The 13,018-nt window shown below is 70.4% G+C and carries 7 protein-coding genes; 2 read left to right on the top strand and 5 right to left on the bottom strand.

The annotated features are described in order from the left end of the window. Nucleotides 1-53: 53 nt before the first annotated feature. The 4 genes from ACZ6SF_RS17655 to ACZ6SF_RS17640 all read right to left on the bottom strand — a co-directional run bounded on the left by ACZ6SF_RS17655 (nt 54) and on the right by ACZ6SF_RS17640 (nt 10,332). On the bottom strand, nt 54-7,157 hold the full coding sequence (locus ACZ6SF_RS17655; RefSeq protein WP_466063205.1) for an amino acid adenylation domain-containing protein: 7,104 nt from the start codon (nt 7,155-7,157) through the stop codon (nt 54-56). A 179-nt stretch (nt 7,158-7,336) separates the two neighbouring features. After that, nucleotides 7,337-8,125 carry an ABC transporter ATP-binding protein gene (locus tag ACZ6SF_RS17650; RefSeq protein WP_450004049.1) on the bottom strand — a complete coding sequence of 263 codons (789 nt, stop codon included), beginning with the start codon at nt 8,123-8,125 and terminating at the stop codon, nt 7,337-7,339. A gap of 78 nt (nt 8,126-8,203) precedes the next feature. Continuing rightward, complete coding sequence (locus ACZ6SF_RS17645) at nt 8,204-9,268, bottom strand: FecCD family ABC transporter permease (RefSeq protein ID WP_466063609.1); 1,065 nt, start codon at nt 9,266-9,268, stop codon at nt 8,204-8,206. A gap of 32 nt (nt 9,269-9,300) precedes the next feature. Then, nucleotides 9,301-10,332, bottom strand: coding sequence for an iron chelate uptake ABC transporter family permease subunit (locus ACZ6SF_RS17640; RefSeq protein ID WP_466063204.1), 1,032 nt, complete (start codon nt 10,330-10,332; stop codon nt 9,301-9,303). A 592-nt stretch (nt 10,333-10,924) separates the two neighbouring features. On the opposite strand from ACZ6SF_RS17640, the gene ACZ6SF_RS17635 reads away from it, so the two are divergent. Both ACZ6SF_RS17635 and ACZ6SF_RS17630 read left to right on the top strand, forming a co-directional pair. Further along, a complete protein-coding gene (locus ACZ6SF_RS17635) occupies nt 10,925-11,569 on the top strand; it encodes an MspA family porin (RefSeq protein WP_466063203.1) in 645 nt (214 codons plus the stop codon). Between the two features lie 66 nt (nt 11,570-11,635). Further along, nucleotides 11,636-12,298 (top strand): MspA family porin, encoded by a 663-nt coding sequence (locus tag ACZ6SF_RS17630; RefSeq protein WP_466063202.1) that lies wholly within the window; start codon nt 11,636-11,638, stop codon nt 12,296-12,298. A gap of 137 nt (nt 12,299-12,435) precedes the next feature. Here ACZ6SF_RS17630 and ACZ6SF_RS17625 read toward each other — a convergent pair whose 3' ends face one another. Then, the gene (locus ACZ6SF_RS17625) at nt 12,436-12,921 is read right to left on the bottom strand and encodes an NUDIX domain-containing protein (protein ID WP_466063201.1); all 486 of its coding nucleotides are present in this window, start codon (nt 12,919-12,921) and stop codon (nt 12,436-12,438) included. Between the last annotated feature and the right edge of the window lie 97 nt (nt 12,922-13,018).

Raw genomic sequence — 13,018 nt, 5'->3', positions numbered from 1 at the left:
CCGCCGGGGCACCGGATGGTGCCGCGGCGAAGTCTCTGGGGCGGGCGCGCATCTCAGGCCCGCAGCGCCGGATCGGTGTCGAGCAGGGCGGCGACCTCCGCCCAGCCGTCGTCGGTCACGATCCCGAAATGGCTGTAGGGCAACCGGCGGGCGGTGACGCGGGCTCCGGCCGCGCGCCAGCCGGCGAGCTGGGCGGCGACCCGGGCGGCATCGTCGTCGCCGCCGGGGTCGGCGGCGTACAACGCCATCGGCCCGGCGTAGCGCGGTGTCTCCGACACCGTCACCATGCGCAACAGCTCACCGGCCGCGGTGCGGATGCGGGCCGCGAGATCGGGAGCGTCCGCGGGGAGTTCGGGGAGCAGTTCCCCGAGCCGGGACGGGTCGGCCAGGACACCGGCCGCCTGCTCGGCCAGGTTCGCCAGCGGATGCGAATCGACCAGGCCCACGAACGCGACCTCCGCGCCGGAGGCCACCAGCAGCGCCGCCATCGCCTGCGCGATATTGCCGCCCAGTGAGTAACCCAGCAGGTGGTACGGCCCCTCGGGCTGGATCTCCCGGATCGTGGCGATATAGCGGGCGGCCAGGTCGTCGAGTGTCGCGGCCGCGGAATCGCCGTCGCGCAGTGCGGGCAGCTGGAGTCCGATCAGCGGCCGGTCGGCCCGCAGCCGCCGGGCCAGCGGCGTGAACTGCCAGGCCGTACCGCCCACCGGATGGACACAGAACAGCGGGGTCCCGGTTCCGGCGGGCCGCAGCCGCAGGACATGGTCGAGCCGGCGGCCCAGCATCGCGATCTCCTCGGAGACCGGCGCGGGAGCGTCGCGCCCGGGAACGACCGCGCCCGCGGTACCGGACACCGGCACCCCGTCGATCCGCCCGGCCAGCGCGCGTGCGGTGGGGGCCTCGAAGACATCGTCGACCACCACCTCGTGACCCGCCCGCCGCAGCCGCCCCACCAGCCGGACCGCGGTGAGCGAATGCCCACCGGCGGCGAAGAAATCGTCCTCCGGGCCGATCCGGTCGATGCCCAGCACCGCCGCCATCGCGTCGAGCACCCCCGCCACGGTCGCGGCCGCGGTATCGGCGACCGCCGGTGTACCGGCAGGTGCGGGAGCCGCGACGGCCGGCGCCTCCACCGGGTACTCCGGCACCGGCAGCGCCTTACGGTCCAGTTTCTCGCTGACGGTCATCGGGATCTCGTCGAGCTCCACGAACGCCGACGGAATCATGTACGCGGGCAGTACCTCCCGCAGCGTGGCGCGTATCGCGCCGGCGTCCACCGCCGCACCCGCCCGGGGCCGCAGGTAGGCCACCAGCCGCTGGTCGCCGGGAATGTCCTCGCGCAGGATCACCACGGCCTGGGCGATCTCGCCGCGGCGCAGCACGGCCGATTCGATATCGCCGAGCTCGATGCGCTGACCCCGCAGTTTCACCTGACTGTCGGCGCGGCCGACATACTCGAGCTCGCCCCGCGCGCCCCAGCGCACCAGATCCCCGGTGCGGTACATCCGTTCACCGCGACCCTCGGGGTCGGCCACGAAGACGTGGGAGGTGCGCTCCGGCCGGTGGATATAGCCGCGTGCCAGCTGCACACCTGTCAGGTACAGCTCACCCACCACCCCGGCCCGCACGGGTCGCAGCGCCTCGTCGAGCACCCGCACGCCCGCGCCGCCCGCCGGGCGCCCGATCGGCACCGTCACGGTATCGGCGTCGGTAGCCGCGTGATAGGTGATGCAGACCGCGGCCTCGGTGGGTCCGTACAGGTTGTTCACCCGCGCCCCGGTGAGTTCGGCGAAGCGGCGGGCGGTGGCCGGGGGCAGCGGTTCGCCGCCGGTGAACACGCAGCGCAGTGCCGTGCAACCGGAGAGATCGCTTTCCTCGGTCATGGTGGTGAGCATGGAGGAGGTCATCTGGACCGCGGTCACCCGTTCCTCGGCCATCAGGCGCGCCTGATAGTAGGGGTCGCGGTGACCGTTGGGGCGGGCAAGCACGATCCGCGCGCCCACCAGCAGCGGCAGGAAGATCTCCAGCAGGGATGCGTCGAAGGTCGCCGGGGTGCGGTAGAGCATCGTGTCCCCGGCGGCGAAGCCCTGCTGTTCCTGCAACCAGGCGAAGGTGTTGACGATGGACTCGTGCGTGACCGTCACCCCCTTGGGCACACCGGTGGAGCCCGAGGTGAACAGCAGATACGCGGTATTGTCCGGCCGCAGCGGCGCCCGGCGCTCGGCGTCGGTGAGCGGATCGCCCGGCAACGCCGACAGATCGAGAGTGCCGACGGTGACGACGGGCGCGCGTTCGGTGCCGAAATCGTCGGCGGCGGTGGTCAGCACCAGCGCGGCGGACGCGGTGGCGAGGATGGTGTCCACCCGCTCGGCGGGCTGGGCGGGATCCACCGGCAGATACACCCCGCCCGCCCGGCAGATGGCGTGTGCCGCGATCACCGATTCCGCGCTGCGCCCCATCGCGACCGCGACCGGCACCTCCGGCCCGATATCGCGGGAGATCAGCCAGCGGGCCAGCCGGTTGACCCGAGTGTGGAACTCGGCGTAGGTGAGCGTGACCCCCTCGGCGGTGAGCGCGGCGGCCTCTGGGTCGATTCCGGCCACCGGCCCCCAGGTGGCCAGCGTGTCGCCGTGGGTATCGGGGTGGCGGGTGGCGCGCAGTACCGCGCCCACGGTGGCGGTGGGGTCCTGGACCAGGGTGGTCAGCACGGCGCCGAGCCGCTCGGCCATCCGCTGCGCGGGCGCCCGCTCGACGGCGGCCGGGTCGTGGTGCAGCATGAGCCGGAACGTGTCGCCCGGCAGCGCCGTCACGACCACCGGGAAATGCGTGAGACTGTGCACGGCGACGCCGGCCACCGCGACCTCGTGCGATTCATTGCCCTGCACACCGGTTTTCGGGAAGTTCTCGTAGACCACGAGGCTGTCGAACAGCCGGCCGAGACCGGCGGCCCGTTCCACCGTGGCCAAGCCCAGGAAGGCCTGGTTCTGCATCTCCAGCGTCGTCTGCTGGAATCCGGCCAACTGTTCGGCGACCGGGCGGTGCGGGTCCAGGACGAAACGCACCGGAACGGTATTGCTGAACAACCCGACCATTCCCGCGACCCCGGGCAGATCCGCGGGCCGTCCCGACACCACGGCCCCGAACACCACATCGTCACGGCCGAGTTGTTCGGCCAGCACCATGGACCAGGCGCCCTGCAGCAGGGTGTTCATGGTCAGCCGGTGTTCCCGCCCGAAGGCCTCCAGCGCGGCGGCGGTCTCCTCGGTCACCGGCACCCGCAGCCCGGTCGCGGTCGACCGCCCGCTACCCGTGGCCAGCAGGCTCGGCGCCGCCAGGCCCGATAGATAGTCGCTCCAGCGGCGGGTGGCGCCGTCGATATCGCGCCGGGCCAGCCAGGCCAGATAGTCGCCGTAGTACCCGGGTTCGGTGAGTTGTTCACCGTGGTAGAGCGCGAGCATCTCGCGCAGCAGGATCGGCACCGACCAGCCGTCGGCCAGCAGATGATGGGCGGTGAGCACCAGCCGGTGCGCCGTATCGGTGAGCCGGATCAGCAGTGCGCGCAGCAGCGGCGGCTCGCCGATATCGAACAGTTCGGCCCCGGCCGCGGTTTCCAGCGCCCCGGCGTCGGCCTCGGCGGACGGCCGATCCGTCAGATCTTCGAAACGCCAGGCCACCCGCGGGGAGGCGGGAACCACCTGGACCGGCTGATCGGTCTGCTCGTAGTGGAACGCCGCACCCAGATTCGGATGCCGGCGCAGTACTTCGGCGAAGGCCCCTTCCCAGCGGGAGGCGTCGAGCGGGCCGGCGAGTTCGAATCGCGCGGTGAGGGTGTAGACATCGGCCGCACCGTCGCGCAACGCGTGGAACAGCAGCCCCTCCTGCAGCGGCGACAGCGGCAGTACATCGGCGATCGGGCCGTGCGCGGCGGTGAGTTCGCCGGCGGTGGCGGGCGGCAGGGTGATCGATACCGAATCGGGGCGGGTCGCGACGACCCGCTCGGTGTCCGGACCGGCCTGCACCGGTTCGGCCGCGGCGGCCAGATCGCCGAGGCTGCGCCGGGTGAGCAGATCCTGGGGCGCCAGCACCAGACCGCGCTCCCGCAGCCGGCTGCATACGCCGATGGCGGTGATGCTGTCTCCACCGGCGCCGAAGAAATCATCGTCGATATCGACCGCGTCGCGGCCGAGCAGTTCGGCCACCACCGCACCGACGGTGTGTTCGGCCGGAGTCGCCGGGGCGCGGCCACCCGCGGACTCCACCGGGTCGGGCAGGGCGGGCCGGTCCACCTTGCCGTTGACCGTCCACGGCAGTTCCGTGAGCACCGTGATACGCGCCGGCACCATCGGATCGGGTACCAGTTCGGCCAGCCGGTTGCGCAGCCGGGCGCCGAGATCGGCGGACCCGTCACCGGAATGCTCCTCGACCCCCGGCGCGGCGACCACATAGCCGATCAGGCTCGGCCGGCCTCCGAGGTCACGGATATCGGCGGCCGCGGCGGCGACCTCGGGCAGACCGCTCAGCGCGGCCTCCACCTCGCCGATCTCGATACGATGGCCGCGGATCTTGACCTGGGCGTCGGCCCGGCCGGCATAGAAATATCCCAGGCCGGGAACCCAGCGGGCCAGATCGCCGGTGCGGTACATCCGGGCGCCGGGCACACCGAACGGATCGGGAACGAAACTCCGGGCGCTCGGACCCGGGCGGCCCAGATAGCCCTGGGCGATCCCGTCACCGGCGAGATACAACTCGCCGGTCTGCCCGTCGGCGACCGCCTGTAAACCGTTGTCCAGCAGATACGCCCGCACGCCCGGTAGCGGGAACCCGATATGCGGCTCGTCGCCCGCTACGGCGGCGCCGATCGCGTCGACGGTGGCCTCCGTCGGCCCGTACAGGTTGACGGCGGTGATACCGGCCCGCTGCGTCTCCCGCCACAGATCCGGCGGGCAGGCCTCGCCGCCGAGCACCAGCAGCCGCGGCGCCACCTCGGCCAGACCGTGCGCGAACAGCGCGGACGCCAGGGTCGGCGTACCGTCCACGACCTCGATTCCATCGGCCGCGAACGCCGCGATCAGCGCGGCGGGATCACGCCGGACGGTGCTGTCGTACAGGTGGATACGGTGACCGTCGAGCAGCCACAGCAGCGGGTCCAGGGCGGCGTCGAAGGCGAACGAGGTGGTGTGCGCGACCGCCAGCCGCCGGCCGTCGGCCGCTTCCACCGCCTCGGCGTAGAGGCCGCCGCGATGTCCGGCGACCAGTTGCGCGAGCGCGGCGTGGTCGATCACCACACCTTTGGGCGTACCGGTGGAACCCGAGGTGTAGAGCACATAGGCCGGATGGTCGCCGCGCACGACACCGGTTTCGGCCGCGGTGAGCGGGCCGTCCGAATACTCCCGCACCGCCGCGCGCACCGATTCGTCGTCGAGTGCGGCCACGGCGCCCGGGAAATGCCCGGCCGATTCGCGGTCGGTGAGGATCAGTACCGGCTCGGCGTCGGCGACCATCGTCAGCAGGCGCGGCACCGGATGTTCCGGATCCAGCGGCAGATACGTGCCGCCCGCACGCCAGACCGCCAGCAGCGCGAGCACGAGATCGGCGGTCCGGGGCAGCGCGACACCCACCAGATCACCCGTGCGCACACCGCGGTCGCGCAGATAGCGCGCCAGCTGGTGGACCCGGGCGCCGAGTTCGCCGCCGGTATAGCGCACCGACCCCGAGACCAGGACCGTATCGCCGGCGTACGCCGCCACCATCCGGTCCAGGGCCGCGGGTACCAATTCGTTCCCGGCGGCGGCCGCCGGTCCGGTGCGGGTGTCCAGCAACCGGTTCCGTTCCGCGCGCTCGAGCAGTTCCAGCGCCCCGACCTGCACCTTGTCCAACTCGGTGAACGCCTCGATCACCCGGACCAGACCCGCCACCCGGCGGTAGGCGACCTCGGGTTCGTTGGTGCGGGCGTCGCATTCGAAGTTCAGCAGCACCGATTTGTCGGGCAGGGGCGTCACCACCAGGCCCAGATCCTCCGGCGGTCCGCCGGCCACATTGCGCAGCACCCCCTCGGCGCCGTCGAAATCGAGCGCGAAATCGAAGACCTTCAGGTTGATCCCGATTCCGTGCAGTAGTTCGCCCGCACCGAACCCGCGCAGGTCGCGGGCCAGGTCGGCGCCACTGTAGCGCTGGTGCCGGCGCATCTCGCGCAGCGTTTCGGCCACCCGCACACCGAGTTCGCCGACCGTTTCGTGGGCGTGCACCGCCAGCCGCAGCGGCAGCACGTTGACCGCCATCACCGGAGTGCTCAGCGCGACCCGGCCGACCCGGCCCATCATCAGCATGGACAGCACCACATCGGAGGTGCCCAGGAGTCGCTGCAGATACGCCGCGTAGCAGGCGATGAGCCCGTCGGCCCAGGTGATCCGGTAGCGCTCGGCGCACGCCTTCAGCTTGTCCAGGGTCTCCACCGGCAGGACCGCCTCGGCGCGGATGGTGCGTTCCACCGCGCCGCCCAGGGCGGTGCCGCGGCCGTCGAGTGCGGGTGCGGGACTGAGCTGTTCACGCCAGTACCGCTGGTCGTCGGCGAACTGTTCGCTCGCGCGGTAGCTCTGCTCGTCGGCGACCAGTGCCGCGATGGTCCCGAAGGTCGCCTTCGGCGGTTCGGTACCGCGCCGCAGCGCGGTGTAGTGCGCGGCCACCCGGCGCGAGAGCAGCGCGGCGCTGTACCCGTCGACGATCAGGTGGTGGTAGAGCTGGACACACCACACCTCGCGTTCGGAGAGCCGGATGAGCGTGTAGTTGTAGAGCCGCCGGTCGACCATGCCCCGGCACCGCTGGGCCGCGTGATGGCGCTCGAGTGCCACCGCCTCGTGGGCGAGCGACAGCGGTTCGGCCGCCCCGCGCAGATCGATCATCGGCTGCAGGACGGCGGGCTCGTCGCCGACGAATTGCCGTGGGCCGGCGTCGGTATCGCGGAAGCGCAGCCGCATGTTCTCGGCTTCGGCGACGGTCAGCCGGATCGCCTCGGACAGCAGGCCGACATCGATGGGTTCCTCGCCGGTGATCTCGAGGACCTCCCCCACCAGATACCGGCCGGATTCGGGGTCGAACTGCTGCGCGTTCCAGATTCCCAGCTGAGGACCGGTGAGCGGTAATCCGGGACCGCTGGTCACCGAGGCATTCTGCACTGCCGCCGACACGGCAACTCCCTTCGCTGTGAATCACTCTCGCCTGCCCCGCCGACCCCCTCACGACCCGGCGACGGACACACGACCACAGTTGAGGTTAGCCTAACCTTTACTAAAGTAAACACCTTTCATGGAATAGTCCTTAAGGCGACAGGCTCGGACGGTCAGCTCACCCGGACCGCTTTCGCGGCCAGCGGAACCACCAGCGGCGCCCCCGTTTCCGGGTCCTCGATCACCCGACAGCCCAGGTCGAAGACCTTCTGGACCAGTTCCGCGGTCACGATGTCACGGGGCGCCCCGGTGGCGACCACGGCGCCGTCGCGCATGGCGATCAAGTGATCGGCGTAACGGAACGCGTGGTTCAGATCGTGCAGGACCGCGACCACCGTGCGACCGGTCTCCCGGTTCAGGTCCCGGCACAGATCCAGCAACTGGATCTGATGGGCGATATCCAGGAAGGTGGTGGGCTCGTCCAGCAGCACGATCGGAGTCTCCTGGGCGAGGACCATCGCGATCCACACCCGTTGCCGCTGCCCGCCCGACAGCTCGTCCACCAGCCGCCCGGACAGCTCGTCCACACCGGTGGCCGCCATGGCCGCGGCGACGGCCTCCTCGTCCTTGCGCGACCACTGCCGGATCAGCGACTGATGCGGGTACCGGCCGCGCGCGACCAGATCGGCGACCCGGATCCCCTCCGGCGCGGTCGAGGTCTGCGGGAGCAGGCCGATCCGGCGCGCGACCTCTTTGGCCGGATAGGACCCGATCTGCTTACCGTCCAGCAACACCGCGCCCGATTCGGGGGCCAGCAACCGCGACAGGGCGCGCAGCAGGGTGGATTTACCACAGGCGTTCGGTCCGATGATGACCGTGAATGTCCCATCTGGGACATCGACGGTGAGCTCGTCGCTGATGACCCGGTTCCGGTAGCCGAGCCGTAGCCGGTCGGCCCGCAGCCGGGCCGCCGTCCCGGTTCCGCCCGCCGGATGCCCGGCCGGCCCGCTGTCCGCACGTTGCTCTTCCACGATGATTCCTCAGTTCTTCCGAGCCTCGGCCACCAGCAGGTAGGCCAGATACGCCCCGCCGACCGACGCGGTCACCACTCCGACCGGCACCGTGGTCGGCGCGAACGCGCGCCGTGAGAGCCAGTCGGACAGCACCAGCAGCAGCGCCCCCATCGCCGCCGCCGGTAGCAACGCCGTGGTGGGCGTACGCGCCAGCCGCCGCCCGAGCTGCGGCGCGGCCAGCGCGACGAACGCGATGGGTCCGGCGACGGCCGTCCCGACCGCGGTGAACGCGACACTCAGCACGATCAGCACCAGCCGCGCCCGGCTCGCGCGGATCCCGAGCGCCTGGGCGGTATCGTCGCCCAGTTCCAGGATCTGCAGGCGATAGGACGCCGGAATCACCGCCAGCGCCAGTAGGGCCAGCACGATCAGCGCCGGGGTGATCTCCGGCCAGGTCAGCCCGTCGAGCGTGCCGACACCCCAGGCGGCCGCCGACATCGCCTCGTCGAGATCGGCGCGCAGGATCAGCCAGGTGTTGACCGCGCCCAGCATGGCCGAGATACCGATACCGACGATGATCAGCCGGAATCCCTTGATGCTCTGCCGGAACGCGAGCAGGAAGATCGCCAGCGCGGTGACCAGCCCGCCCCCGACCGCACCGGCCGCCGTCGCGTAGTAGCCGCCGCCGGCCAGGATCACCAGCAGCGCGCCGGTATAGGCGCCGGAGTTGAATCCGACGATATCCGGGCTGCCCAGCGGATTGCGGGTCACCGACTGCAGGATCGCGCCGCTGAGCCCGAGCGCGGCGCCCAGCACCAGCGCCATCACCACCCGTGGCGCCCGCCATTTCCAGATGACCAGATCGTCGCTGCCGATCCCGTCGCCGAACAGCGCCCGCAGCACGCGGTCGGGCGGGATCACGAAATCACCGGTCCCCAGGGCCAGCAGGGCGATGACGAAAGCGGCCGCCAGCAGCACCACCGACACCACCACACCGCGCACCCCGAACCGCGCCGTCACGCCGCGGACCCGCACGACCCGGACCGTCCGGCCGAAATCCACGGTCGAGACGCCCGGACGAGACGCCCGCATCGAGGCCGCTCCGGATTTTCCCGTCGAGGTTGTCACGATTGCCTCAGCTCGGTCCGGCGGGCGAGCCAGATGAGTACCGGCGCTCCCAGGAACGCCGTCACCACTCCGGCCGCCAATTCGTCCGGCGGGATGGCGATCCGGCCCACCACATCCGCCACCAGCACCAGCGTCGGGGCCAGGACCAGCGAATACGCCACGATCCAGCGGTGATCCGGGCCCACGATCCAGCGGGCGATATGTGGGACCGCCAGTCCCACGAAGGTAATCGGCCCGACCGCCGCGGTGGCGGTGCCGCACAGCAGGATCAGGGCCAGCGCGGTGAACACCCGGGTGCGCGTCACATGTACGCCGAGTGCCCGGGCCAGATCGTCGCCGAGCGCCACGGCGTTGAGCGACCGGGCCGCGATCGCGGCGAGGACCATGCCGGCGACAACGAAGGGCGCCGCCCCCACGATGACGTCGTAGCCCCGGCCGGTGAGGGCGCCCGCGTCCCACTGCCGCATCTTGTCGAAGGCGACGGAGTTCAACAGGATCAGCCCCTTGGTGACGCCGGTGAGCACGGCGGTGACCGCGACACCGGCCAGCGTGAGCCGGATCGGATCGGTACCACCGCGGCCCACGGTGCCCAACCGGAACACCACCACCGACACTACTGCGGCACCGGCGAATCCGAACCAGACGTACTCGCCGATACTGTCCACGCCGAGGTAGGCGACGGCCACCGCGATGGCGAACGCGGCGCCCGCGTTGACCCCCAGCAGCCCGGGGTCGGCCAGTGGATTACGCGTCAGTCCCTGCATCAGGCATCCCGCGACGCCGAGGGCGCTGCCCGCGAGAAGGCCGAGCAGTGTACGCGGTAGCCGGTACTCGCTGACGATCAGGTCGTCCGGAGACCCGTCCGGTTGCCAGAGCGCGTCGAGCAGATCAACGACGGGAATATTCTTCGTGCCGATCGCAATGCTGAGCGCGCAGGCCGAAATGAGACAGACTGCCGCAAGAAACCAGCCCGCCCACCTGCGAAAGGACGCTCTCGTGTGATATTCATAGGACGAACCGGCGGTCATGAGACGGTGCCACACCAACTGTGCATCTGACCTGCCCCTTCCGGTATCTATGACATAAGTCACGGTGGTAACTCACACAATTAGTTACCAACCCTTTATAGTGAGCGCAGGCTAACCTAAGCGCAGCTTGGCTAGCAACAGACTGTGCCGACAACCGCGACCGCGGCATTCGCGGCCAGGAGCCGGCCCCCATCCGGGGACTCGTGCCCCGGCCGTGAGCCGCGGGTACCGAGCAAGAGGTGATGGGATGCGAGTACGGGTGCCCCACGGCCCCGGTGCGGCCTATTCCCTCTCCAGCACACGGGCGGCGCATATCTCCGGCCGGAACCGGCCGGGCTGCAAGAAGATAGACAGGGATGAGGGATACATGACGCAGCATTTCGTCACCTGATCGCCCAGGACGACGATCTGACACCGCCGGTGGATTCTCTTCCCACCGGATTTCACCTGCGATTGGGCAGATAACCACCCCGGACGGCCGAACGCGATTCGTCGTGTGCCTCTTCCGGGGCGTATCCGGCTGCCTTTTTCGCCGGGGAACGGTCGAACAGCCGTGCCCGGCGACAATCCGCAAAACCATGAGGGACACACGATGAATATCAAGTCGATTGCTGCCACCGCGGCGATGACGGCGGCGGTTCTGGGCGTCGCCGGCGGCACCGCGAATGCCGACACCTTCGTTCCGCTGCCCGCGGGCGAGAAGCTGGGGCCCGGTGTGAAGATCAGCCGCGTGAACGAGAGCGCGCTCATCTCGCCGTCGCTGGCGGCCAACGGCGCCGGCCGGACCGCCTGGCTCACCGGCCAGGTCTACGCCGATGTCACCGAAACCCCGGAGGGCACCCCCGGCCCCTGGAAGGGCCCGACCAACGCCCCGGGTACGAACAACTCCTCCACCCACGGGACCTCGCGGGTGAGCGCCGGCTACATCGTGGGTTGCCAGGTCAGCATCGCCGACGACGCCATCTCGGCCGGCGCCTCCGTCAGCGTCAACTCCAGCGGCGGCGGTATCAGCGGCTCGGTCGGCCTGAAGCTCGGCCCGGGCGAGGTCAAATTCGTCCACGTCGAGGGTGTCGATATCCCGAAGCCCGGTGTCTACTGGGTCGATTACAAGGATGTCGAGATGACCATCGAGGGCTGCGCCGGATACGCGCAGGCCCGGTCCTACGCCGTCGTCGAGATCATCGGTGACCACTACTCGAAGACCACCCTGTACGGAGCTCCGTTCAGCATCGGCTGACGCACGTCGTATCTGGTCGATCAAATCCGTCGCTGAACGGAATTCTCTTCCGAGAGGGAAATAGCAATGTCTGTCATCAAGAAGAGCGCGGTCCGCGCCGCGAGCCTCGCCGCCGCGACCGCCGCCACCATCGGCCTGTTCTCGGCCGGTGCGGCCAATGCCGATACGTTCATCCCGCTGCCCGGGGCCGAACTGCACCACACCCTGCCCAACGGCCTGCAGGTCACCGCCCGCATCGCCAACGAGTCGGCGCTGATCAACCCCTCGATGGGTTCGACTCCGCTGCACCGCAACACCTGGGTTTCGGGTAGCGCCCAGATCGAGGTGCACGGCGCCCACAAGGGCACCAAGATCACCCCCGGCTACACCGTGGGTTGCCAGGTCGATATCAGCGGCGGCGGCGCCAACGGCGGAGCCGGCGCCAGCGTCGCGGGTGAGAAGGTCACCGGGAACGCCAGCACCGGCGGCAACCTGACCCTCGGCCCCGGCCAGGCCACCTCGTTCCTGCTGCTCGATATCGAGAAGCCGGACGTCTACGGCAACGAGGGCCACCAGTTCGCCACCAAGTTCACCGGCCAGAGCGGCTCGGTGACCTGGTCGGACTCCACGATCGGCCTGAACGGCTGCGCGGGCTACGCGCAGGCCCGGTCGTTCGTCCGGGTCGAGGTCGCCACCGATCAGGGCACCTCCGAATTCCGCGTCTGGGGCCAGCCCTTCAGCCTCGGCTGATCGCAGGACCCCGAGCACGGGTCGACGTACGACAGGCCCCGGCCCACGAGGCCGGGGTCTCTCGGCGTTTCCGGACTCCGGAGAGATACCGCACCGCGGCGCCGGGGTGAGCGCTCCCCCGGCGCCCGCGGCCTCGATCAAGAGGCGAACCCGTTCTCGAGATAGAGCGCGGCTCCGGATCCCCGGCGCACCGCCAGCGCGGCGGCCACCCGGCGGGCCATCACCTCGATCAGCCGTGCCCCGGCCTCGGCCGGATCGCACCATCGCCAACTGCGTAATTCCGCCTCCGGCAACGTGATCGCGGCGATCTGCTCACCGGTCAGAGTGCCGCCGTCGTAGATCAGCATCAGCCCGTCGTCGGGCAACGGGCCGGCCGGCACCCAATCCAGGACCAGCAGACGTCCCGGCGCCACGTCGAGTCCGAGTTCCTCCCGCACCTCGCGGATCGCCGCCGCCCGGGGCGATTCACCGGCCTCGACGATCCCGCCGGGGATCTCCCACTGCGGTTTGTAGGTCGGCTCGACGAGCAGCACCCGGTCCCGCGCATCCGCGAACAGCATCCCGGCGCCCATCCGCTTGCGCGGCAGCGCGGCGAACCGTTCGGCCTGTTCGGAATCCAGCACCTTTCCAGGCTATCCACAACGGCCGCACAGCGTCCGGGGGCGCGTGCCGCTCCGGACCGCCGTACTTACACCCGGTGCAGAGCCCGCGCGCAGGCCG

Source organism: Nocardia sp. NPDC049935, from assembly GCF_055586645.1.
The sequence above is the reverse complement of the archived record's forward strand: the minus strand, read 5'-3'. Positions and strand labels throughout refer to the sequence as shown.